This window comes from Achromobacter sp. HZ34 (genome assembly GCF_002209485.1).
In the GTDB taxonomy this organism is placed as follows: domain Bacteria; phylum Pseudomonadota; class Gammaproteobacteria; order Burkholderiales; family Burkholderiaceae_B; genus Bordetella_C.
This window is the reverse complement of sequence record NZ_NJIX01000009.1, coordinates 242,311-266,698: the sequence shown is the minus strand read 5'-3', so window position 1 is coordinate 266,698 and position 24,388 is coordinate 242,311. Positions and strand designations below refer to the sequence as shown.

The window sequence follows — 24,388 nt, the reverse complement described above, 5'->3', positions numbered from 1 at the left end:
CACCTATGAACACGCCCGCCACCACGATAGCCTCCGGCACGCCCCTGTTGCCGCGCCTGCGCGAACGCCTGGACGCCTGCGCCAACGCGCTGTTGCGCGCGGCGGTCGGCCCCGCCGCCGGCTTCGCCATCTTCGTCCTGATCTGGCAGGGTATCGCCCTGCTGGTCCCGGAAATTCCCACGCCCGGCAAGACCTGGGACGCGGCGCGTGAACTGTTCGCCCATCCCTTCTACGACAACGGTCCCAACGACAAGGGCATAGGCTGGAACGTCCTGTCGTCCCTGCAGCGCGTGGCCACCGGCTTCGGCCTGGCCGCGCTGATCGGCATCCCCGTGGGCTTCGCCATCGGCCGCTTCAAGGCCCTGAACGCGATGCTCTCGCCCATCATCAACCTGCTGCGCCCGGTCTCGCCGCTGGCCTGGCTGCCCCTGGGCCTGCTGCTGTTCAAGGCGGCCAACCCGGCGGCCATCTGGGCCATCTTCATCTGTTCGATCTGGCCCATGATCATCAATACGGCCGTGGGCGTGTCGCGTGTGCCGCAGGACTACCTGAACGTAGCGCGGGTGCTGGACCTGTCGGAATGGAAAGTCCTGACCCGCGTGCTGCTGCCCGCCGTGCTGCCCTACGTCCTGACCGGCGTGCGCCTGTCCATCGGCACCGCGTGGCTGGTCATCGTCGCCGCCGAAATGCTGACGGGTGGGTCCGGCATCGGCTTCTGGCTGTGGGACGAATGGAACAACCTGAAGGTCGAGCACATCATCATCGCCATTTTCATCATCGGTATCGTCGGGCTGCTGCTCGAAGTCACGCTGGTGCAGATCGCGCGCCGCTTCACCTATACCGAGGAATGAGACCATGCAGAAATTCGTACGCATCGAAAGCGTGGGCCAGGTATTCAGCACCCGCAAGGGCCCCTTCGTGGCGCTGCGCGACATCGACCTGACCGTGGCGCAAGGCGAGTTCATCACGCTGATCGGCCATTCCGGTTGCGGCAAATCCACACTGCTGAACCTGATTGCCGGCCTGACGCAGCCGACTTCCGGCGTGCTGATCTGCGCGGAAAAGGAAATCACCGGCCCCGGACCGGATCGCGCGGTGGTATTCCAGAACCACTCGCTGCTGCCCTGGATGACGTGCTACCAGAATGTCTACCTGGGCGTGGAACGCGTCTTCGCCAAGACTGAAAGCAAGGCGCAACTGCAAGCCCGCACCCACGCAGCGCTGGAACTGGTCGGCCTGGCGCATGCCCAGGGCAAATTGCCGCGCGAAATCTCCGGCGGCATGAAGCAGCGCGTGGGTATCGCCCGCGCCCTGGCCATGGAGCCCAAGGTGCTGTTGATGGACGAACCCTTCGGGGCGCTGGATGCGCTGACCCGCGCCCACCTGCAGGATGAACTGCTGAAGATCGTCGCCAAAACCCAGAGCACCACCATCATGGTCACGCACGATGTCGACGAAGCGGTGTTGCTGTCGGACCGTATCGTCATGCTCAGCAACGGTCCGGCCGCCACCATCGGCGAAGTGCTGGACGTCCCGCTGGCGCGCCCGCGCGATCGCGTTGAGCTGGCCAACGACGCGCAATACCTGGCTTGCCGCGCCGCCGTCGTCGACTTCCTGCATCGACGCCACGGCAATCCAGCCGCCCAGGCAGGCAGCACGGCCCCGGCCAGCAAAGCCGCTGCATCGACTGCTGCCGCTGCTTCCGATACAGCCGCCGTCACCCCGGCCGCGCCCGCTGTCGGGCTGCACGTCGTCAGCAGCAATCCCGCCGCCGAGCCAATGCGCCGCGTCGGCTAGACCCGGTCCCACGCCCACGGAGACAAGCACATGGACAAGCCGAAACTGGTACTGGTCGGCAATGGCATGGCCGGCGTGCGGGCGCTGGAGGAATTGCTGAAGATCGCCCCCGATCTCTACGACATCACGGTGTTCGGCGCCGAACCCCATCCCAACTACAACCGCATCATGCTGTCGCCCGTGCTGATGGGCGAGCAGACGCTGGACGACATTGTGCTCAACGATGCCAACTGGTATGCCACCCGCGGCATCCGCCTGCTGCTGAACCGCACCGTGACGCGGGTCGACCGGGCGCGCCGTCTGGTGCACGCCGACGATGGCACGGTGGTGCCCTACGATCGCCTGCTGCTGGCCACGGGGTCCACGCCTTTCGTGCTGCCGGTTCCCGGCCATGACCTGCACGGGGTCATCAGCTTTCGCGACATCCAGGACGTGCAACGCATGATCACGGCGTCGGCCCATGGCGGCCATGCCGTGGTGATCGGCGGCGGCCTGCTTGGCCTGGAAGCCGCCAGCGGCCTGGCCAAGCGCGGCATGCACGCCAGCGTGGTGCACCTGGGCGCGACCCTGCTGGACCGCCAGCTCGACGTCACGGCCGCCAACCTGTTGCGCGGCAGCCTGGAAACGCGCGGCCTGCAATTCCTGATGGGGCACCAGACGGCCGCCATCCTGGGCGATGACCAGGGCCGGGTGCGCGCCGTGCGTTTCAAGGATGGTTCGGAAACGCCCGCCGACCTGGTGGTGATGGCGGTGGGCATCCGCCCCAATGTCGCGCTGGCCACTTCCTGCGGCCTGCACGTGGACCGCGGCATCGTCGTCAGCGATACGCTGCAGACCTACGATCCCTGTATTTACGCCGTCGGCGAGTGCGTCAGCCATCGTGGCGTGGCGTATGGACTGGTTGCGCCCCTGTATGAGCAAGCGCGTGTGGCCGCCAATCATCTGGCGCAGGTGGGCATCGGCCGCTATCCGGGCAGCGTGCTGTCGACCAAGCTCAAGGTCACCGGCATCGACGTGTTCTCGGCCGGCGATTTCATCGGCGGGGCCGATACCGAGACCATCACCCTGACCGATCCGCTGGCCGGCGTGTACAAGAAACTGGTCCTCAAGGGAGACCGGTTGGTGGGGGCCTGCCTGTACGGCGACACCGCCGACGGCGCCTGGTATTTCCGCCTGATCCGCGAAGGCCGCGACGTGGCGGCGTTGCGCGACCAGCTGATGGGCGGCGAAGAAGCGGAGAATGACGTCTCGGCGAATGACGTCTCGGCCGTGGCAAAGACGGCGACGGTTAATGCCGGCGGCTATCCGCCGAACCCTGCGCTGCGCGCCGCCTGAACATCATGGACAGCCCATTGATCCGTCATCCGGCATTGCCGGCAGCGTCGCCGCCGACAGGCGGGCCAGGCCACGTGGCCACCACCGCCTCGATCTGCTGCTACTGCGGCACCGGTTGCGGTGTGCGGGTTCATACCGAAGCCGGACGCGTCACGGGCGTGAGCGGCGACAACAACCATCCCTCCAGCCTCGGCAAGCTGTGCAGCAAGGGCCGCAGCCTGGCCGACACCGTACGCGACGATGGCGCCCGCGTCCTGCACGCGCAATGGCGTGATCCGAGCGATCGGGGCAATCAGGGCGATCGGAGCGATGCGGGCGGTAGACGTAATGCGCCGCGCCAAAAGATTGCGCTGGACGCCGCCATGGACCTGGCCGCCGACCGCCTGGCCGACATCATCCGCCGCCATGGCCCGGACGCCGTCGCCTTCTATCTGTCCGGCCAGTTGCTGACCGAGGATTATGCGGTTTTCAACAAACTGGCGCGCGCCCTGGTCGGCACCAATAACGTCGACACCAATTCGCGCCTGTGCATGTCCAGCGCCGTGGCCGGCTACAAGCAGACCCTGGGCGCCGATGCCCCACCCGCCTGCTACGACGACCTGGGTCTGGCCGACACGGTGCTGATCGCCGGCTCCAACGCCGCGCATGCCCATCCCATCCTGTTCCGCCGGCTGGAAGCCGCGAAGCAGGCCAGGCCGGACATGAAAATCATCCTGGTCGACCCGCGCCGCACCGATACCGCCGAACTGGCCGACCTGCATCTGCCCATCCTGCCGGGCAGCGACGTGGCCTTGTTCCACGCCATGCTGCACGTCATGCAGGACGAGGGCCTGCTGGACCACGGCTACATCGAGCGCCACACCACAGGCTACGCAGCGCTGCGCGAACGGATCGCCGCCTATCCGCCGGCCGTGGCGCAGGAACTGTGCGGCGTGCCGGCCGCCGACATCGTCCAGGCCGCGCGCTGGTTCGGCCGTGCCGGCGCGGCCCTGTCGCTCTACACGATGGGGCTGAACCAATCCAGCAGCGGTACCGCCAAGAATGCCACCCTGATACACCTGCATCTGGCGACCGGCCAGATCGGCAAGCCCGGCGCCGGACCGTTCTCGCTGACCGGCCAACCCAATGCCATGGGCGGCCGTGAGGCCGGCGGCATGGCCACGCTGCTGCCCGGCCATCGCGACCCCGCCAACGCCGCGCATCGCGCCGAGGTGGCCGCGCTGTGGGGCGTGCCCCAGTTGCCGGAACAGCCCGGCCTGCCCGCGCTGGAAATGTTCGACGCCCTGCTCGACGGGCGCATCAAGGCCATCTGGATCGCGGCCACCAATCCAGCGCAATCGCTGCCTGACCAGGCGCGGGTGCGCGCCGCGCTCGCCAAAGCCGAACTGGTCATCGTGCAGGAGGCCTTCACGGGCGGCGAGACGCTGGACTATGCGGACCTGGTGCTGCCCGCCGCCACCTGGCCGGAAAAGGAAGGCACGGTCACCAACTCCGAACGCCGTATCAGCCGCGTGCGGGCCGCCATTGCCGCGCCGGGCGATGCCCAGCCCGACTGGCGCCTGGCCAGCGCCATCGCGCGACGCCTGGCCGCGCGGATCGCGCCGGAACGCGCCGACCTGTTCGACTATGCCGACGAGGCCGCCGTCTTCGCCGAGCACGCCGCCACCACGGCGGGCCGCGACCTGGACTACAGCGCCCTCACCTATCGCATCCTGGATGAGCAGGGTCCGCAGCAATGGCCCTATCGTCCCGGCCTGGCGCCTTCGCGGCGGCTTTATACCGACGGCGTCTTCGCCACGGCCGACGGCCGCGCGCGATTCGTCGATGTCGGCTACGTGCCGGTGGCCGAGCCGGTGACGGCGGAATTTCCGCTGCGCCTGACCACCGGACGCCTGCGCGACCACTGGCACACGATGGCGCGCACGGCGCTGTCGCCTGCCCTGGTGCGGCATGTCGAAGCACCGTGGCTGTCTTTGCATCCGGACGATATGCGGGAACTGGGCTTGGTGGATAACGACGCGGCCGGATCAGGTGCGGCTGCTTCAGGTGCGACCGCTTCAGGCGCGGCCGGCCTGGGCCTGGCTACCGTGCGATCGAGGCGCGGAGAGATCGTCCTGCCGGTGCGCGCGGACCCGGCCCTGCGCCGGGGCCATGCCTGGCTGCCGATGCATTGGGGTAGCGCCTTCATGGCCGGCGACGGCATCAATGCGCTGACCAATCCGGCGCGTGACCCGGTGTCGCGGCAGCCGGAGTTGAAGCATTGCGCCATCGCGGTGGCACCGGCCGCCCTGCCCTGGCAGGCCGCCGGTTGGGTGCGCGGTGACGCCGCGGCCTTGCGCCGCGCGCTGGCACCCTGGCTGCGCCGCTTTCCCTACGCGGTGCTGCTGCCCAGCGCCAGCGCCGGCGGCGGCCTGAGCGTCGCCTTCGCGGCCGCGCACGCGCCCGCCGTGGACGTCCTGGCGGCATTGTTCGATGAAATGGGCTTGGCGGTGGACCCTGGCCTTGCGACCGCGCATGAACGTGAATCCGCGCCGCGGCTTGCGCCGCAACACGAACGTGAACCTGCCCATGTTCATGGGCCCGAAGTGCCCCCTCGGTCTGGGCGGGGAAACCCGCCAAGCGGCGTCCGGCTGCGCGCCGACGCCGTCTACGATGATCCGGCGCGCGGGAAGTTGCGTCGCGTGGCCTTGGACCAAGGCCGGCCCCGCGCGTTTCTGCTGGCCGGCGATCTGCTTGCCCACGACGCCCTGATCGCCTGGGCCGACGGCGGCGACGCGCCCGCCAGCGTTGCACGGCTGCTGATGGGGCGAAATACGGCCCCGCCGCGCGCCCGCACGATCTGCGTCTGTGTGGGCGTCACCGATCGCGCCATTGAGGCCGGCATCGCCAACGGGCTGGACCTGGAAGGCTTGAAAAAAACCCTGGGCTGCGCCACCGGCTGCGGCTCCTGCGCTCCTGAAATCTCGCGCATGGTCACCTGCGCACGAACCCTCAAGGCTGTCGAACATGATCCGGCAACCATCGCTTGAATCCCGCGCATGCGCTGAATTCCCCGTGTTGGCAGGCTCCCTTGCGCAGAACGAATCCTGTGCGCTGGCGCAATCCTCGGCATCCGCCGAAACCGCTGCACCGGCTCGCCTCTCCGCCCCAGCACAACCGCGCCCGCGCCAGCCGTCCGCCGCCGGCAAGGTCTGGCTGGTAGGCGCCGGGCCTGGCGATCCCGACCTGTTGACCATCAAGGCCGCGCGCATCCTGGGCCAGGCCGATGTGTGGCTGATCGACGATCTGGTGGGCCCCGGCATCCTGGCGCTGGCCGCGCCGGGCACGCGCATGGTCAAGGTGGGCAAGCGCGGTGGCTGCCGGTCGACCCCGCAGGATTTCATCCTGCGCCTGATGGCGCGCTATGCCCGCCAGGGCCGCAGCGTGGCCCGCGTCAAAGGCGGCGACCCCTTCATTTTCGGGCGCGGCGGCGAGGAAATGGCCTGGCTGGCGGCGCGCGGCATCGCAGCCGAAGCGGTGGGTGGGCAGACCGCCGGCCTGGCCGCGGGCGCGGCGCTGGGACTGCCGTTGACCCATCGCGGCGTCAGCCGTGGCGTGGCGCTTGTCACCGCGCACACCATGGATGGCTCGCGCCCCGATTGGCGCGGACTCGCCGCCAGCGGCCTTACCGTCGTCTGCTACATGGGCATGAACGATGCCGACAGCCTGGCACGCGAGTGCATGGCGGCCGGGTTTGCCGCGGATCTGCCGGTGGCCGTGGTGCATCGCGTGTCCTGTCCCGACCAACGCCACGTGGTCACCACGCTGGCCGAGATGGCTACGGCAATCGTATGCGCAGGCCTGCAAAGCCCCGCCGTGATCGTGCTGGGCGAGGTCGTGGCCTTGATGGAAACGACGCGCCTGCCCGCGGCAATACCGTGCCCGCAGGCCGCGGCGCGCGCGGCATGAGTCCACAACGAATTCATATTCGACAGGACTTGCAACGCACGAAGTAGAGAAAAACCCCTTCCACATAGGCTTTTTGCGCACGATCGCACACGCCCCCAGGCAGAATCATGGCGCGTTGAAATTCAACGTGAGACATCACAGATCGTAAAAAAAGCCCTGTTTTCAGGGCTCGCGGAGGGCGGAACCGTTGTTCTTGCGCCTCTCCGCGCGATTTATCGCGTGAACGCCCGCAAATAATGTACATAGTCGCGTGGCATCCGCTATCATCGCGTTCAGCCGGCACATGGCGTGCGGCACGTAAATTTCAACCCTCACTTTCATCGACCATGGCCACTAAAAAAGCTCCTGCTAAGAAAGTTTCCACCGTTGCCAAGAAGGCTCCGGCCAAGGCGCCCGCTAAGGCCCCCGTCAAGGCTCCGGCCAAGAAAGCCGTAGCCACCAAGGCAGCTCCCGCCAAGAAAGCGGCCGCTCCCGTGTCCGTGATCAAGACCGCTCTGAACAAGAGCCAACTGGTGACCCACCTGGTCGAACAGACCGGCGTCGAAGCCAAGTCGGTCAAGCTGATCCTGGCCAGCCTGGAAGGTGCCGTGCTGGCCTCCGTGAACAAGAAGGGCGCTGGCGAATTCGCGCTGCCCGGCCTGTTCAAGGTGTCGGTGCAGAAGGTTGCCGCCAAGCCGAAGCGTTTCGGCAAGGATCCGTTCTCGGGTGAAGAGCGCTGGTTCCCGGCCAAGCCCGCTTCGGTCAAGGTCAAGGTCCGTCCGCTGAAGAAGCTGAAGGACGCCGCTCAGTAATCACTGAAGCGGTCAGACCACCGGCGCGATCCGTTCGCGGAGCGCGCCGCGTCGTCGGTCCTGACGAAAGCCCACCCTCGTGGTGGGCTTTTTGCTTTCCGCCTTCCGCGTTTACTTATCCGGCGTTTGCTGCCGGCGGAGAGGATTTTTTATTGTGGGGGGTAAACCCCCACGCCCCTCTTCCTGGGCTAGCGCCCCATCGGTCCGAATCCTCGGCTGTCCGGCATGAGGCCGGTGCGGGCCGCGTCGCTTTGCTGTGCTGCAAAAGAATTTCTATATAAATCCAGGCCTTAAGCAAATAACCAGACCAGGGGGTTAGCGGTCATCAGGCCGACATGACGCCAAAAGATTCGCTACGATTACCGTTTTGGCCTTTTTGCGGCCGCTGTCTGGCCCTGCCACGCGTATCGAGGCGCAAGCATCATGTATGTGTATGACCCTATAGACCAACGTCTGGTCGAAGAGCGTGTCGCCCAATTCCGCGACCAGACGCAACGCTTCCTGGCCAACCAGTTGTCAGAGGACGACTTCCGCGTCCTGCGCCTGCAAAACGGCCTGTACATCCAGCGCCATGCGCCCATGCTGCGCGTGGCCATCCCCTACGGCATGCTGGCATCGCGCCAGTTGCGCATGCTGGCCCACATCGCCCGCAAATACGACCGCGGCTACGGCCACTTCAGCACCCGCCAGAACATGCAGTTCAACTGGCCCAAGCTGGAAGAAGTGCCCGATATCCTGGCCGACCTGGCCACCGTGCAGATGCACGCCATCCAGACCAGCGGCAACTGTATCCGCAACACCACCACCGACCACTTCGCCGGCGTGGCCGCCGATGAAGTGACCAATCCGCTGGTGTGGTGCGAGATCATCCGCCAGTGGTCCATGCTGCACCCCGAATTCGCCTTCCTGCCCCGCAAGTTCAAGATCGCCGTCAGCGGCGCGCTGGAAGACCGCGCGGCCGTCGGCGTGCATGACATCGGCCTGCAGGCGGTGGAGCAGGACGGCGTCACCGGCTTCCGCGTCTGGGTCGGCGGCGGCATGGGCCGCACGCCCATCGTCGGCAAGCTGATCCGCCCCTTCGTCGCCTGGTACGACCTGCTGACCTACCTGCAGGCCGCGCTGCGGGTCTACAACCTGCATGGCCGCCGCGACAACAAGTACAAGGCGCGCATCAAGATCCTGGTCAAGGACCTGACGCCCGAGGTGTACGCGCAACAGGTCGAAGAAGAATGGGCCTTCATCAAGGACGGTCCTAACCGCCTGAAGCAGGAAGACCTGGACCGCATCGCCAGCCGCTTCACCTGGCCGCAATACGATGCCGACGCCGCCACGGCCGCCGATCCGACCGCCGCGCAGGCTGCCGCCGACCCCGCGTTCGCGCGCTGGCTGCGCAAGAATACGCATGCGCACCGCGTGGCGGGCTATGCGTCGGTCAGCCTTTCCTTGAAGGCCACCGGCACTCCGCCTGGCGACGTCACCGATGCCCAGATGGATGCCATCGCCGACCTGGCCGACGACTATTCGCACGGCGAACTGCGCGTGTCGCACGAACAGAACCTGATCCTGCCCGACGTGCGGCTCGACCGCCTGCACGCCCTGTGGGAAGCGCTCAAGCCGCTGCAACTGGCCACCCCCAATATCGGCCTGCTGACCAACATCATCGCCTGTCCGGGGGGCGATTTCTGCGCCCTGGCCAATGCGGTGTCGATCCCGGTGGCGCAGGCCATCCAGGCCCGCTTCGACGACCTCGACTACCTGTTCGAGATCGGCGAGCTGGATCTCAACATCTCCGGCTGTATCAACGCCTGCGGCCACCATCACGTCGGCCACATCGGCATCCTGGGCGTGGATAAGGCCGGCGAGGAGTGGTACCAGGTCACCATCGGCGGCCGCCAGCACGGCGGTGAAAACGACCTGAACGACGTCGATCCGAAGCGCGCCGGCGGCGCCGCCATCGGCCGCATCATCGGCCCGTCGTTTGCCCGTGACGAAGTGCCGGGCGTGGTCGAGAAGCTGATCCAGACCTACCTGCGCCTGCGCGACAGCGAAGTGGACCGCTTCGTCGACGTGGTCACCCGCGTCGGCATCGACCCGTTCAAGGCCGACGTCTACAACGAGCCCGCCAAAGACCCAGCCGGCGAACCGGCGCACGCCTGATACCCCGACCATCATGAAAAACCTGATCCGCTACGGCGAGCTTATCGACAACACCACCCAGCGCTTCGTCCCGCCCGAGGACGACGCCACCGCGCTGCCGCCCGACGAGCCGGGCTGGGAAGTGCCGCTGGCCACCTGGCTGGCCGGACGCGACACCTTGCGCGCACGCCAGCATCCGGTGGCCGTGCTGCTGGGCCCGGCAGATGATGCTGCTGACCTGGCGCAAGACGGCAAAGGCCGCATCGATCCCACGGGCATCACCTACATCGCCATCGAATTCCCCGCGTACACCGACGGCCGCGGCTATTCCATCGCGCAGCGCTTGCGCTCCCATTACGGTTGGGAAGGCGAATTGCGCGCGGTAGGCGATATCCTCATCGACACCATCCACTACCAGGCCCGCTGCGGCTTCGACAGCTTCGTCGTCAAGGAAGGCCACGATCCGCGCAAGGCCCTGGAAGCGTTGAGCACGTTCACGGTGCATTACCAGCGCGAGTACCCGCGCCCGCTGGCAGCCTGAAGCGCCAGCTCCCCAACGCCGCCCCCTCCGGGCGGCGTTTTGCTTTGGTATCCTTGGTCGCTTGCTTGCCCTCCCCCGACCCGCGTAATCCTATGTCTTTGCTCAAGCAAGAAAAGTTTCTGGTGCTGGCCCTGCTGCTGGCCTTCGTCGCCCATTCGGGCATCACGGAACGTGCCGTCGACAGCGGCTGGCCCGCCGCGCTGGCGGTGTCCGTGCTCGTGGTGCTGGCCATCCTGGCCGCGTCGATGAGCGTGGCGCACCACGCGGAACTGCTCGCCCACAAGATGGGCGATCCCTACGGCAGCATGCTGCTGACGCTGTCAGCGGTGGGCGTCGAGGTCATCGTCCTGGGCATCATCCTGTTCAACCATGGCACGCCCACCCTGGCGCGCGACAGCATCTACGCCGCCGTCATGCTGGACATCAACGGCACGCTGGGCCTGGCCGCGCTGATCGGCGGTTTCAAGCATGGCGAGCAGTCCTATAACGACGACTCCGGGCGCACCTATACCGCCATGATCCTCACCGCCATGGGCATCGCCATGGTGGTGCCGGAATTCGTGCCGACGCATTCGTGGGCCGTCTACAACGTCTTCACGATGGTCGCCCTGGTGCTGCTGTACGGCGTCTTCCTGCGCATGCAGGTGGGGCCGCACAGCTATTTCTTCAGCTACAGCTACCCCGACAAGAAGCGCCGCCCGCCGCCGCCCCTGGACACCGAGGAACCGGCCGAGGACGGCACTGTGGCGTCCATCGTCATCATGCTGGCGGGCGTGGCGATCGTGGGCACGCTGGCGGAAGCGCTGTCGACGTCGATGCCGGCCGCACTGGAAGGCACCCACGCGCCCGTCGCCCTGCTGGCCTTGGTGGTGGCGATCATCTCCGCCGGTCCCGAGATCATCACCGCCCTGCGCGCCGCCTTGCGCAACCGCATGCAGTCCACCGTCAATATCGCCATGGGCGCGTCGCTGTCGACCGTCACGCTGACGATTCCCGTTATCACCCTGCTCGCCATGTGCCTGGGGCAACCCCTGCAGATGGCGATGACGCCGGTGCAGGCGGTGATGACGGTGATCACGCTGGTGGTGGCGGCGATCAATCTCAACGACGGGCAGACCAATGCCATTGAGGGGATGACGCATCTGGTGCTGTTCCTGACCTTCCTGATGCTGACCGCGATCGGGTTGTAGGACTCGCGATGCCCTGCAAGGCCGGTGCGCGGAGCTGCCTGGCTCTTTCAAACCGCGCGTGCCCGGCGCCGCACGCTGCGGAGCCGCGCCACGCCCACCACTGACAATATCCTTACGGAACAAGGATTTGCCCCCAGGCACGCTGATTGCTATCGCTGTCGCATTGCTGCAATGCACAGCGTCGGCGGGCGAGCAGAGCCCGGATCCAAGGAGCAAACATGGAAAGGATTGCGGATATATCCATCGACGGTTATCGGGTTCAGTGCCAGATCCTGGCCCGTGACGGCGACTATCGCGTGCGCGTGACCACCCGCCGCAAGCGGACCAGCGGATCGCTGGAAGATGTCGTGCATGTGCCGTCGCCGTTGATCTTCGAAAGCGAAGAAGAAGCCGAACGCCATGCGCGCAACCTGATGCTGTCGGTACGAGGCATCCGTGCCTCCGGTAAGCCGGTTTACACGATTCTTTAAGGACCACACTGTCTGGCGTCTGCCCGTGGCGGGCGGCGCCACCCACGTGGACGGCGCGACAGCGCGGATAGCGTCGGTAGGGTCGGTGACAAACGACCCCGGCGGACCACTGCGAAAAGGCCCCGCGCTTGCACTGCGATCATGCAGTGCAAGCGCGGGGCCCTTTCCTTTGCGGCCAGCGCCGGCGCTCGAGGCACCGCCGCTCACAGATCCGGCTGCAATCGCGGCGGTAGCCCCCAGGCCATCAGCTCGCGCTGAACGGCTCGTTGTTGGGATCGCCGAAGGCCGTGGCTCCCGGGGTCTCACGGGCTTCAGCGGCGATCTGGGCACGTGTCACACCAGTATCCGGCTTGCTCATGAAGGTCATGTTGTTCGACTCGCTGACGGCCGGCATGCCGTTGGCACGGGCCTCCCGCAATTCGGCCTGGACCTGCGCGCGGGTGACCGTGCTGGACTGCTGGCCGTATACGCCCTGGAAGGGCTCGTTGTTGGTGTCGCCTCGGGGGGTGGCGGCATGCGCGGCGCCGATCATGGCGAACGAAAGGATCAGCGTGGAGGTAAGGAGCTTCATTCGTGGGTTTCCTGGTTTTTGTTGCGGGAGTGTCTCTGTCAGCGGACACGTTGTTTTCCCGATGACGCATTCTGTGGCGCCGGGACCTAGGTAGAAACCCGAATTATCTCAAGTCGTATCAGTTAAGCATGGTTAATTTTCCGAAAGGAATCATGATTTTATGATCCGCGCGCCGGGGCGATTCTGGGGGGAATCAACTCCTACCTCGGCGCTATCGTCGAGGCTGGCATGCGCGGATCCGCAGCCGCCGCGCCGACGACGGGCGCTCCAGCGGACGGATTCACCATGTATTCCGGCTCGCGCTCCGGCGGACGCAGGGGATCGAAGTCGACCCAGTGGCCATCCTGCCAGCGGCCGTTGGCGCGTTCGACATCGACCCCGCCCGCCGCGCGTAACAGGCGACAGGCGTCGGCCTCACGCGTCAGTTCCGTATGCAGCGCCAGCAACACACCCGCATGGCGGGCTTCGGGGTGATCCGGCTGGCCACTGGCGCGCGGCGCCGAGCCCGGCTTGCGCTTGCCCACCACGAACATGGCGCCCATCAAGGACCCGATGTAGGCGCCGACACCGGCGACGGCCAGCACGGCCAGGGACGGCAGCGTCAGCGCCGATGCGATCAGGCCGCCCACGACCGCGCCTATCAGGCCCAGGCCGGCGCCGCCCAACAGCGCGCCATACTGCGCAGGCCCCGCATCCGGATCCGCCGGCCGGTCGCCGCCGATCGGATACGCGCCATGGGCCCCGGCCATATTGACGTAAAAGATATGCACGTCGTCTTCACTGAAGCCGTTGGCGAACAAGTCGCGCGCGGCTGACTGCGCCTCGTCGAAGGTGGTAAAGCGTGCAGCAACGATCAAAGCCATGATGTGTCTCCTCGTTGTGATGCTTGGGCGCCGCGGGGGCGCGGCGCCCTACATGCGGTCCTGCGTCACGCGTCCCTGCCTTGTACGCGATGCGTCATGCATCCATCAGTGCAGACAGCCGGCGCGGCGTATCACACCGCGCCGGGCGCCAAGCGCAGGCGTATCGCCGGGACCGACACGGAATGCAGGGTGGCCTCGTCGGCGACGTCGGTCTGGCTGCGAAACAATCCGTCGATATAGGCAAAGGTGACGTGGCCGGACAGGTCGCGCAGGGCCGCCCCGAGATCTGGAAAGCCATCGCCGCTGATGCCGCCCTCATCCAGTTCGTAGCGGTAGATATGCGCCTCTTCCATCAGGTCACCCAGCCCGATGACCTTGCCCGTGGCGTCCTGGATATAGATCCGGCCCGCGGAGGTATAAATCGCGTATTCATGTTCAGCCGAGACCGGCAATCCCGCGGCAGACGGATAGGTCGTGGGGGCTGCAACCTTGGGCGCCGCGGCAGCCGACGGTGCTCCACCGGACCCGGCTGGAACGCGGGTTGCAGGCACGGGCGCGGAGGCGGCCGAGGAGACGGCGGCCGCGCCGGGCGTAACCGTCGTGCCCTCGTCCAGGGGCGATTCCGCGCCTAGTTCCACGGCCAGGCCATGCAAAGTATCGCTTAGCTTGCTCATCGAGAACTCCCGGAAAACAACATCGGGCGGAGCAATTGCCATTCCCATTGAGACGATTGCAGCAACAGGCACAGAAAAGTGACATGATTGCGCTCTTTGTCTCAAAAATTAAAAAAGTGAGCGAAAGTGTCAATGCTGTCCGGTAGCTACAACACACCGCTGGTGTTGTGCTCGATCCTCGTTGCACTGCTGGCGTCATATACCGCCCTCGACCTCGTCGGCCGCATCAACAGCGCAGGCAGGGTCGCCGCCCGTTGGTGGTTGCTGGGCGGCGGCACCGCGCTGGGCATGGGCATCTGGTCCATGCACTTCATCGGCATGATCGCCTTCAGCCTGCCTATCGAGCTGGCCTACGACCTGCCCCTGACCCTGGCGTCGCTGCTGGTCGCCATCGGCGCGTCCATGTTCGCCTTGTGGATGGCCAGCCGCGACCGGCTGCCCTGGCCGCAACTGATCGCCGGCGCTTTCATCATGGGCGCGGGCATTGCCCTCATGCACTACACCGGCATGGCGTCGATGAAGATGCAGCCTCCCATCATCTACACCCCCGCGCTGGTCACCGCCTCGATCATGATTGCCGTGCTGGCCGCCGGCGCGGCCCTGTGGATCGCCCACCAGTTGCGGCTCTACAGCAAGCGGGTGCGCCAATTACGCATGGGGGCGTCCGTGCTGATGGCACTGGCCATCGTCGCCATGCACTACACCGGCATGGCCGCCGCCAACTTCCCCCCCGGTTCCATCTGCGGCGCCGCCATCAGCGGCGGGCTGAACACTACCGGCCTGTCCTTTCCCATCATCGTGGCCACCGTGGCGGTGCTCAGCGTGGCCCTGATCACGTCCGTGCTGGACTTGCGCATGGAATTGAGCACGGCCCAGCTTTCGCGCTCGCTGGCCGAAGCCAACCTGGAACTGTCGCACCTAGTGCTGCACGACAACCTGACCAAGCTGCCCAACCGGCTGCTGCTGGGCGACCGGCTGAAGCAGGCGGTGGAACACGCCGAGGCGGCCAAGAACCAGGTCGCGGTGATGTTCCTGGACCTGGACGGCTTCAAGGAAGTCAACGATTCCTACGGCCACCAGGCGGGCGACCACTTGCTGGTGCAGATGGCGGGACGCATCCGGCAGAGTGTGCGGGCCCAGGATACGGTGGCCCGGGTGGGCGGCGATGAATTCGTGCTGGTCGCCACCATCAACGACCCGCAGGACGCCGCGACCATTGCCGACGAGCTGGTGCGCCTGATCGGCGAGCCGCTGGCCCTCCAGGGGCAGGACCTGCTGGTGACGGTCAGCGTCGGCATCGCCATCTATCCCGGCGATGCCAACACGCCGGAAGACCTGCTCAAGGCCGCCGACACGGCGATGTATCACGCCAAATCCCTTGGCCGCAACCAGTACTGCTTCTTCGAGACATCGATGAAGAGCAACGGCGCCAGCCATATGGCGCTATTGCAGGACCTGCGGCTGGCGCTCAAGCGCCAGGAATTCGAACTGCACTATCAGCCCAAGTTCCGTGCGCCGGACGGCCCCGTGACCGGCGTCGAAGCGCTGCTGCGCTGGCGCCATCCGACCCGCGGCATGGTCATGCCGGACGACTTCATACCGCTGGCCGAGCGCACCGGACAGATCGTCTCGATAGGCGAATGGGTCATCGACGAAGCCTGCCGCCAACTGGCGGACTGGCGCACGCGCGGCCGCAACGAGCTCTCGATGGCGGTGAATATTTCACCGGTACAGTTTTCCCACGCCAATTTCGTCCCCGCCGTGCGCGGTGCCCTGGAGCGCCATCGCATCGGCACCGACCAGCTGGTGCTGGAAATCACCGAAACCACCGCCATGCGCGACGTCGATGCCAGCCTTGTCACCCTGCACCAGCTACGCGAACTGGGCGTGCGCATTTCCATCGACGACTTCGGCACCGGTTATTCGAGCCTGCTGTACCTGAAGCGCCTGCCCGCCAGCGAGTTGAAGATCGATCGCGGCTTCATCAGCGAACTGAAGGCCGGCAGCGAGGACGCCGCCATCGTGGCGTCCATCATCGCGCTGGGCGAGACCTTGAACCTGAACGTCGTTGCAGAGGGAGTCGAGACCAACGACCAGCAGGCGCTGTTGACGCAGCTGGGCTGCGATTCGCTGCAGGGCTATCTGCTTGGCCGGCCGGTCTCCGCGCAGGATTTGGAAAAAGTGCTGATCGGCGGCGAAGCGCCGAAGCAGTAAGGTGGGGCACTAACGGCGGCAAAGCGCCCGGCAGACAAGGGGCCGGTACACCAGACCGAACACTGGTGACTTGGCGACGCGGCGCTTGCAGCGCGAACCGCCGCGCCCTGGGCACGGCACTTGCTAATTTGCGGATCCACGCCTGGTTCCAGGCGCGTCTGTCACGGATTCCCGCCCATGCCTAATCATCCCCGAATCACCGAAGGTTCGCCGTTCCCCCTGGGCGCCACCCTGACCGAAGACGGCGTGAATTTCGCGCTGTTCTCGGCTCATGCCACCCAAGTCGATCTCTGCCTGTTCGACGAACTTGGCGAGCACCAGGTAGAAAGCATCACCCTGCCGGAATTTACCGATGAGATCTGGCACGTCCACGTCGCCGGCCTGAAGGCCGGCGCGGTCTACGGCTACCGCGTCCACGGTCCCTACGAACCGGAAAACGGCCACCGCTTCAACGCCAACAAACTGCTGCTCGATCCCTACGCCAAGGCCTACGTCGGCGAATTGAAGTGGGACCCGGCCGTTTTCGGCTACACGCTGGGCGACGAACAGGGCGACCTGGTATTCGACGAACGCGACAGCGCCCCCTTCATGCCCAAGTGCCGCGTGGTGGACCAGAGCTTCACCTGGACCCACCCCACGCGCGTCCGCGTCCCCTGGGAACGCACCATCTTCTACGAGACCCACGTGCGTGGCTACACCATGCGCCATCCCGCGGTGCCCGAGGCGCTGCGCGGCAGTTTCGCCGGCATGGCCCGCGACGCGGTCATCGACCACATCAAGAGCCTGGGCGTGACGTCGGTGGAATTGCTGCCCATCCACGCCTTCGTCAATGACAGCCACCTGCTGGACCAGGGCCTGACCAATTACTGGGGCTACAACACCATCGGGTTCTTCGCGCCCGATCCCCGCTATTTTTCCCAGGCACCCGGGGCCATCACCGAACTGAAGGGAATGATAGACCGCTTCCATGAAGCCGGTCTGGAGGTCATCCTGGACGTGGTCTACAACCATACGGCTGAAGGCAGCGAGCTGGGGCCCACCCTGTCATTCCGGGGCATCGACAATGCGTCGTACTACCGCCTGCTGCCCGACCAGAAGCGCTATTACATCAACGACACCGGCACCGGCAACACTCTGAACCTGTCGCACCCCCGCGTGCTGCAGATGGTGATGGACAGCCTGCGCTACTGGGTGACGGAGATGAACGTCGACGGCTTCCGCTTCGACCTGGCCACCATCCTGGCGCGCGAGCCGGACGGCTTCGACTACAACAGCGGCTTCCTCAAAGCCTGCCGCCAGGATCCCATCCTTTCCAGCGTCAAGCTGATCGCCGAACCCTGGGACTGCGGCCCCGGCGGCTATCAAGTGGGTAATTTCCCGCCTGGCTGGGCCGAATGGAACGACCGTTATCGCGATACCACGCGCGCCTTCTGGAAGGGCGACGAGGGCATGGCGCCGGAGCTGGCCACCCGCATCACGGCGTCCGGCGGCGATTTCAACCACGGCGGCCGGCGCCCCTGGGCCAGCGTCAATTTCCTGACCGCGCACGACGGCTTCACCCTGAACGACCTGGTGTCGTACAACGACAAGCACAACGACGCCAACGGCGAAGGCAATCGCGACGGCCACTCCGACAATCGTTCATGGAATTGCGGCGCCGAAGGTCCCACCGATGACGCCGACATCCGCACCCTGCGCGAGCGGCAGAAGCGCAATATGCTGGCCACGCTGCTGTTCTCGCAAGGCACGCCGATGATCGTCGCCGGCGACGAATTCGGCCGTACCCAGCAAGGCAACAACAACGCCTACTGCCAGGACAACGACATCAGCTGGGTCAACTGGGACATCGGCGAAGACGGCCAGGGCCTGATCGACTTCGTGCGCAAGCTCACCACGTTACGCCACACCTTGCCGGTACTGCGGCGGGGCCGTTTCCTGACCGGGGATTACGACGAAGGCATGGACGTGGCCGACGTCAAATGGCTGAGTTCGGCCGGCCAGGTGCTGACGGACGAGCAATGGGCGGATGGCAATATGCGCTGCTTCGGACTCGTCATCGATGGCCGTGCGCGTGCCACCGGCATCCGCCGGCCAGCCTCCGATGCCACCCTGCTGCTGATCTTCAACGCCTATCACGACGTGGTGGACTTCACGTTGCCGGAGATTCCCGGCCCTGACAGCTGGACGTGCCTGATCGACACCAACGCGCCGGTGCGGGCCGAGTTGCCCGAGTTCAGTTCGGGCGACGTCTACCAGGTCACGGGCCGGTCGCTGCTGCTGTTCTCGCTGCTGGCCAAGGGCGCGACGCAACGGGTCTTCGACAAACTGGAGGAAGCCCTGACCGACGAGGAATTGCCGCAACCCGCACGCGAGGCCGCCGCCAAGGTAAAAGAATCCGTGCAGAAAGAGGTAGCGAAGAAAAAGTAGTTGCAGGAACAGGCGTCGACGCAAAGAAGCCCCGCTCGCGGGGCTTCTTTGTAGCCGTCCTGTCAGCCATACGAAAAGGGCATGCGCCTCGCGGCACATGCCCTTATTCACGGAGAGTACGCACCCGTAGACGCGTTACTCACCGCCATGCAGGATCCACAAGAATCAATGCGGCTTACGCGCGTTGTCCTTGGCATCTTCCTTGGCATCGCCCCACGCCTTCTGGGCCTTGCCCACGCCTTGCTGAACGTCACCCTTCAGTTCCTGGGACGTGTTGCCGGTGACCTTGCCGACGGTCTCGTTAACCTTGCCCTTGACCTGTTCGCCAACACCCTTCACTTGGTCCTTGTTCATGATGAACGCTCCTTTCGTTACCGCCGGAGGTCGGCGGCTTCATCAGGAGGATCGCAAGGGCCGTGCCCGAGGGGTTGCCGTACCAGCCTGCGCAGTATCCTGTCCCGTACCAGGCCTAGGGTCCCCCGCAGCGGTGGGCGCCGCGAAGCGGCCGATGTTGAAGGGTGCGATGGGAAAATCGGTGCTCCCTTTGCTGATCAGTTCGGTGATGATCCGTCCCACGATCGGACCCAATTCAAATCCGTGCGCGGAAAAGCCGAAAGCATGAAAGGCGTTCGCATGACGCAAGCTGGGGCCGATCACCGGCAATCCGTCAGGCATGGCCGCCTCGATGCCCGCCCAGCCACGGTTGACGATGGCCGCGCGCATGTGCGGAAACAACTCACACACCGTACGCGCGCCTTCGGCCAGCGAACGAAAATCCAGCTCGGTCCATTCCGCGTCGCGGTCGACCCACGCGCGCCGCCCGCCACCGATCAGCACCGTGCCGTTGGCGCGCTGCTTGAACGACAGGGGCCGCCCCTGGCACAGCACCACCGGATCCAGGAAATGGTCCATCGGCGTGGTGACCAGCATCATCGGCGCGATCGGCAGCAAAGGCACTGGCTCGCCCCATTGTTCGGCGATGCGATCGGCCCAGGCACCGGCACAATTCACCACGACGCGCGCACGATGAACGCCATCATCGGCCTGCACGCGCCAGCCCGCGCCGTCGCGGCTCACGCCGCGCACGGTCACGCCTTCCTGGAAGCGCGCTTTCAGCGCGGCCGCCTTGCGCCGGAACGCGAAGGTGGTGCGGTAGGGATCGGCCGCGCCGTCGCCCCGCGCGATCACCCCCCCACGCACGCCGGGCGCGATGCCGGGAATCATGGCGCGCAATTCGGCGGCATCGATCCAGGTCTCATGACCATGGCCCAAGCGCGCCATCAAGGCCAGGCGTTCGCGGGCGACTGCCACGTCGGCGTCGGTCTCCGACACGCACACCTGGCCATGCTGTTCAAAGCCGCAATCGTCATCGACCAGCTCGCCGATGCGGTACCACAGCTCGCGTGACGCCAGGGCCAGCGGGATCTCGGCAGGATCGCGCCTCAAGGTCCGCACGCCACCGGCATTCACGCCGGAAGCATGGCGGCCGGCGTAGTTCTTCTCCAGCACCAGCACGTCAGCGCCGGCCCGCGCAAGATGCAGCGCGGTCGAACTGCCATGCAGGCCGCCGCCGATCACGATGATGTCCGCATCCATGCGCGGGCCGCCTATTTCTTGAAGCGGATGACCGCCTTGCGGCCGTCATCGGTCTGCGGCAGCGACGCTATCTCGCCCAGCGTCAAGGGCTTGGTGGGGAAGCGCAAGCGGTAATACCCCACGTCCTGCACCGGCACGCCGCGCTCCTCGGCGATCAGTTCCGCCACGGTCAGTCCGCAGAAGCGGCCCTGGCACGGCCCCATTCCGCAACGCAGGAACGATTTCATCTGGTTCGGCCCCTGCACGCCCAGCTTGACGGTCTCGCGCACCTCGGCTGCCGTCACTTCCTCGCAGCGGCACACGATGGTGTCGCCCGTGGGCCGGCGGAACGACGGTGGCGGCTGGTAAAGGGCATCGAAGAAATCGCGCCCACGCACGGCCCGCGCCAGGGCCGCGCGTGGCGCCGCGGCGGCCTCGTCGCGCCGCGCCGCGTCCAGGTAGCCCAGCCGGCACGCGGCCTGCAAGCCGGCCAGCCGGCCCCGATGCTCGGCCGCCACGGCACCGGCGATGCCGGCGCCGTCACCCGCCAGGCCGAGGTCCTGCACATTGGTATCGCCCCAGGCATCGACCTTGGGCTGCCAGCAGGCCAGGGCCTCGTTCCACTCGTGATCGACCCCGGCGGCCTTGGACAGATTGATGTTGGGCACTACGCCCTGATGCAGCAACAGATGCTCGGCCGCCTGCGTATGGGTAGTGCCGCCCACCACATAGCGAACCGCGGTCAGGCGGCCCTGCTCGCCCAGCGCGGCGATGCCTTCGACGTGGCGCACGATATTCACTTTCGCCTTCACCGCGCGCATCAGCGCCAGGCCCTTGCGCAGATAGGGCGAACGCAGGAAGTCCCAGGCATAGGGCAAGGCGCGGCCGATGCGTCCGCGCGGCACCGTTTCCAGCAGCGTGTCGATCTGCACGCCCGCATTCAGGTATTGCCACGCGATCAGGTACAGCAGCGGGCCACAGCCTGCCAGCACGGTCTTGCCGCTGGCCACGATGCCGGCCTGCTTGAGCAGGATTTGCGCCGCCCCGGCCGTCACCACGCCGGGCAGGGTCCAGCCGGGAATGGGAAAGGGCCGCTCCTGCGCACCAGTGGCCAGCAGCACGCGCTTCGCATGCACCAGGCCGGCGGCGCCGCCAACCGAATAGGCGACCTCGAAGCCGGCGGCCTCGGTCGGCGCGGTGTGCCGGCCGACCGCCCATACGGTCGCGCCCGGCAGGTATTGCGCGCCCGACGCCAGGAAAGGCGCGACCAGGCTGGCGCCATGCCAGTAGTCTTCACCCAGGATGCCGCGCTTGGTCAGTGGCGTCGTCGTGACGGCGCGATAGATCTGGCCGCCTGGCGCGGGCTGCTCATCCAGCAGCAGCGTGCGCACGCCCAGCTGCGCGGCCTGCGTCGCCGCGGCCAGGCCGGCCGGCCCGGCGCCGATGACCAGCAGATCGCATTGCTTGATCTCCATGGCCCCGTCGCTGCCCTGCCTCATGTCGATACCTGGCACGAAGTCGCCGCCCTGCCCCATACCGTCCCCCGACGCGGTGGCGCCGCCCTGCGCCGTAATCGCCCGTTCCGTCATGCCGTCACCTTGCGCGCGCCGCGTTGGCGCTCAACGTCCATGCCGGCGCGCGCCAGCGTCATGCAAGCCTGCTGATTGGGCTTGCCATCGATGGTGACCAGGCAGTCGTAGCACACGCCCATCATGCAGTAAGGTCCCCGCGGCACGTCATTGACCACGGTGTCGCGACAGGCTTCCACGCCCGCCGCGAACAGGGCCGCGGCCACCGTATCGCCTTCGCGGCAATGCACGTCCGCGCCGTCCACGCGCAAGATCACCGGCGTGCGCGTCAACGCCGCGGCGGCGTCATCCAGCCTTTTGAACATGGAACCTCCGAGTGGAAAAACTGGCCATCTCGTCATCGAGCCGGCCGGCCGCGACCATGGGCGCATAGGCCAGCGCATGGGCCGCCGCCAGCGTCACACCGCTATGGCAGGTAGCGACATAGGCGCCAGGATGGGTGGCGGATTGTTCGTAGATGGGAAAGCCGTCCTGCGACATCACCCGCAGCGCCGCCCAGGCGCGCACCGCGCGTACCTCGCGCAAGGCCGGCAGGGTACGCACGGCGCGGTCCGCCAGCGTGGCCAGCACCGGCAGGCCGGTCATCTTGTCGTCGTAGCCCATTTCTTCCTGGGAATCGCCGATCAGCCAGCTGCCTTCGTCCATCTGCCGCAGGCTGACCAATGGCGTTTCCAGGATGCGTCGCGTGCGCTCCAGCACGATGATCTGGCCGCGCTGGGGCCGCACCGGAATATCCAGGCCGACCTGCTCGCCGAGTACCTTGTTCGACAGGCCCGAGGCCAGCAGCAGGGTCTTGCCGCGCACGCTGCCCTGCGCGGTCGTCAACTTGAACACGCCGTCCTCGCGCACGATGCTCAGCACGCCGTGTTGCGGCAGGTAGTCGACGCCACGGCGGTCGAACGCCGTGTGCAACGCACGCAGCAGCTTGAGCGGATTGGCGATGCCGTCCACCGGTGTCCACGACGCGCCCAGCACTTCGGGCCCCAGGCCCGGCACCAGCTCGGCCGTTTCCTTGTGGTCCAGCATGCGCCAGGGGTATTGCGCCATGCCGGGCTGCCCTTGCAGGCGCGTCATGTAGGACACGCGCGCGTCGTACTCTTCTTCGCTCAGCACCACGTGCAGGCCGCCGCGCTGTTCCAGCCTGACGTCCACGCCGGTCAGTTCGAGCAGTTCCTCGGCCAGTTGCGGCCATAGCCGCTGCGAACGCATGGTCCATTGCCCGTACTGCGGCATGCCCATGCCCTTGCTCTGCACCCAGACCAGGCCGAAATTGCCGCGCGATGCGCGATAGGCCACATCGCCCTCGTCCAGCACGGCCACGTGGTCCAGGTGCTGACGCAGCCCGTAGGCAATGGCAGCACCGACCAGGCCGCCGCCGACCACCACCGCGTCATAGATGCCCTGGTGGCGGCGCGGCCGCGGCGGCCCGGAAGTGGGAGTATTGGTTTGCTCTGACATAGGAATCAACGCCCCTTCCCTACAAACAATTTTTCCAGGCCCACGACGCGATCCAGGATGAACACGCCGATGATGGTCAGGTAGATCAGCACCGCCGAGACCGCCGTCACCAGCGGGTCGATGGTGTCCTCGATATGCAGGAAGATGCGCACCGGCAAGGTGGTGGTCGACGGGGCGGCGATGAAGATGGACATGGTCAGTTCATCGAAGCTGGTGATGAAGGCGATGACCCAGCCGCTGACCACGCCAGGCAGGATGAGCGGCAGCACCACGCGGCGAAACGCCGTCAGCGGCGATGCGCCCAGCGACAGCGCGGCGCGCTCCATGGACGGATCCATGCCGGTTGCCGAGGACAGCACCAGCCGCAAGGCGTACGGCATGATCAGGATCACATGGGCGATGACCAGGCCCACATACGTGCCCGCCAGCCCGACGGAGGTGAAGAACTTGAGGAAGGCCAGGCCCAGCACCACATGGGGAATCATCAGCGGCGACAGGAAGAACGCCATCAACGCCTCGCGTCCGCGAAACCGGTAGCGCGCCAGCGCCAGGGCGCCCGGGACGGCTAGCAGGATGGCGATGGTGGCGGACAGCGCGCCCAGTCCCAGGCTGAAGAAGAACCCTTCGATGAAGCGCGGATTGTCCAGGATGGCCTTGAACCAGCGCAGCGACAGGCCGTGCGAAGGCAGCGAGATGAAGCCTTCGGACGTGAAGGCCACCGCGCACACCATCACCAGCGGCGCCAGGATGAAGAGGATGAACAGCGTATGGAAGATCAGCCCGATATAACCGTTGTGGCGTTGCATGGC

At 66.3% G+C, this 24,388-nt stretch carries 19 protein-coding genes and 2 pseudogenes; 12 read left to right on the top strand and 9 right to left on the bottom strand.

The genetic code is table 11. The features are described from left to right. Positions 1-5: 5 nt before the first annotated feature. The 10 genes and pseudogenes from ntrB to CEY05_RS28515 all read left to right on the top strand — a co-directional run bounded on the left by ntrB (position 6) and on the right by CEY05_RS28515 (position 12,208). Positions 6-851, top strand: a complete 846-nt coding sequence (gene ntrB, locus CEY05_RS28560) for a nitrate ABC transporter permease (RefSeq protein WP_088600653.1) — start codon at positions 6-8, stop codon at positions 849-851. Between the two features lie 4 nt (positions 852-855). Next, positions 856-1,647: pseudogene (locus CEY05_RS28555) on the top strand (ABC transporter ATP-binding protein); the annotation flags it as partial. 180 nt (positions 1,648-1,827) lie between these two features. Beyond that, a pseudogene (locus tag CEY05_RS28550) lies at positions 1,828-3,042 on the top strand (NAD(P)/FAD-dependent oxidoreductase); the annotation flags it as partial. A 95-nt stretch (positions 3,043-3,137) separates the two neighbouring features. Next, positions 3,138-6,161: a nitrate reductase gene (locus CEY05_RS28545; protein WP_088600650.1), complete on the top strand. Its 3,024-nt coding sequence runs from the start codon at positions 3,138-3,140 to the stop codon at positions 6,159-6,161. Positions 6,162-6,186: 25 nt separating this feature from the next. Then, a complete protein-coding gene (cobA, locus tag CEY05_RS28540; RefSeq protein WP_255407791.1) occupies positions 6,187-7,080 on the top strand; it encodes a uroporphyrinogen-III C-methyltransferase in 894 nt (297 codons plus the stop codon). Between the two features lie 326 nt (positions 7,081-7,406). Continuing rightward, positions 7,407-7,871 (top strand): HU family DNA-binding protein, encoded by a 465-nt coding sequence (locus tag CEY05_RS28535; protein ID WP_088600648.1) that lies wholly within the window; start codon positions 7,407-7,409, stop codon positions 7,869-7,871. A 423-nt stretch (positions 7,872-8,294) separates the two neighbouring features. Beyond that, positions 8,295-10,028: a nitrite/sulfite reductase gene (locus CEY05_RS28530; RefSeq protein WP_088600647.1), complete on the top strand. Its 1,734-nt coding sequence runs from the start codon at positions 8,295-8,297 to the stop codon at positions 10,026-10,028. A 13-nt stretch (positions 10,029-10,041) separates the two neighbouring features. After that, a complete protein-coding gene (locus CEY05_RS28525) occupies positions 10,042-10,548 on the top strand; it encodes a DUF934 domain-containing protein (protein WP_088600646.1) in 507 nt (168 codons plus the stop codon). Positions 10,549-10,640: 92 nt separating this feature from the next. After that, complete coding sequence (locus CEY05_RS28520) at positions 10,641-11,738, top strand: calcium:proton antiporter (RefSeq protein WP_088600645.1); 1,098 nt, start codon at positions 10,641-10,643, stop codon at positions 11,736-11,738. A 218-nt stretch (positions 11,739-11,956) separates the two neighbouring features. Next, complete coding sequence (locus tag CEY05_RS28515; RefSeq protein ID WP_088600644.1) at positions 11,957-12,208, top strand: hypothetical protein; 252 nt, start codon at positions 11,957-11,959, stop codon at positions 12,206-12,208. 244 nt (positions 12,209-12,452) lie between these two features. Here the strand turns inward: CEY05_RS28515 and CEY05_RS28510 are convergent, their stop codons facing one another. From CEY05_RS28510 to CEY05_RS28500, 3 genes are all read right to left on the bottom strand, one after another. Continuing rightward, positions 12,453-12,779: a DUF4148 domain-containing protein gene (locus CEY05_RS28510; protein WP_088600643.1), complete on the bottom strand. Its 327-nt coding sequence runs from the start codon at positions 12,777-12,779 to the stop codon at positions 12,453-12,455. Positions 12,780-12,979: 200 nt separating this feature from the next. After that, positions 12,980-13,642: a hypothetical protein gene (locus CEY05_RS28505; RefSeq protein WP_233161757.1), complete on the bottom strand. Its 663-nt coding sequence runs from the start codon at positions 13,640-13,642 to the stop codon at positions 12,980-12,982. A 131-nt stretch (positions 13,643-13,773) separates the two neighbouring features. Further along, positions 13,774-14,316 (bottom strand): hypothetical protein, encoded by a 543-nt coding sequence (locus CEY05_RS28500; protein WP_088600642.1) that lies wholly within the window; start codon positions 14,314-14,316, stop codon positions 13,774-13,776. 132 nt (positions 14,317-14,448) lie between these two features. Here CEY05_RS28500 and CEY05_RS28495 point away from each other — a divergent pair, with 132 nt between their 5' ends. Further along, entirely contained in the window at positions 14,449-16,530 is a 2,082-nt protein-coding gene (locus CEY05_RS28495; protein WP_088600641.1) for a bifunctional diguanylate cyclase/phosphodiesterase, read from the top strand. 177 nt (positions 16,531-16,707) lie between these two features. Next, positions 16,708-18,957: a glycogen debranching protein GlgX gene (glgX, locus tag CEY05_RS28490; RefSeq protein WP_088600640.1), complete on the top strand. Its 2,250-nt coding sequence runs from the start codon at positions 16,708-16,710 to the stop codon at positions 18,955-18,957. Positions 18,958-19,122: 165 nt separating this feature from the next. Here the strand turns inward: glgX and CEY05_RS28485 are convergent, their stop codons facing one another. The 6 genes from CEY05_RS28485 to CEY05_RS28460 all read right to left on the bottom strand — a co-directional run bounded on the left by CEY05_RS28485 (position 19,123) and on the right by CEY05_RS28460 (position 24,385). Then, positions 19,123-19,311, bottom strand: a complete 189-nt coding sequence (locus CEY05_RS28485) for a CsbD family protein (protein WP_088600639.1) — start codon at positions 19,309-19,311, stop codon at positions 19,123-19,125. A 42-nt stretch (positions 19,312-19,353) separates the two neighbouring features. After that, on the bottom strand, positions 19,354-20,553 hold the full coding sequence (locus tag CEY05_RS28480) for an FAD-binding oxidoreductase (RefSeq protein WP_088600638.1): 1,200 nt from the start codon (positions 20,551-20,553) through the stop codon (positions 19,354-19,356). A gap of 11 nt (positions 20,554-20,564) precedes the next feature. Beyond that, positions 20,565-22,007, bottom strand: a complete 1,443-nt coding sequence (locus CEY05_RS28475) for an NAD(P)/FAD-dependent oxidoreductase (RefSeq protein ID WP_088600736.1) — start codon at positions 22,005-22,007, stop codon at positions 20,565-20,567. 110 nt (positions 22,008-22,117) lie between these two features. Further along, complete coding sequence (locus tag CEY05_RS28470) at positions 22,118-22,426, bottom strand: (2Fe-2S)-binding protein (protein WP_088600637.1); 309 nt, start codon at positions 22,424-22,426, stop codon at positions 22,118-22,120. Next, positions 22,407-23,579: an FAD-binding oxidoreductase gene (locus CEY05_RS28465; protein ID WP_088600636.1), complete on the bottom strand. Its 1,173-nt coding sequence runs from the start codon at positions 23,577-23,579 to the stop codon at positions 22,407-22,409. Before CEY05_RS28465 ends, CEY05_RS28470 begins: the two co-directional genes overlap by 20 nt. Before the next feature lie 5 nt (positions 23,580-23,584). Continuing rightward, entirely contained in the window at positions 23,585-24,385 is an 801-nt protein-coding gene (locus CEY05_RS28460; RefSeq protein WP_088600635.1) for an ABC transporter permease, read from the bottom strand. Between the last annotated feature and the right edge of the window lie 3 nt (positions 24,386-24,388).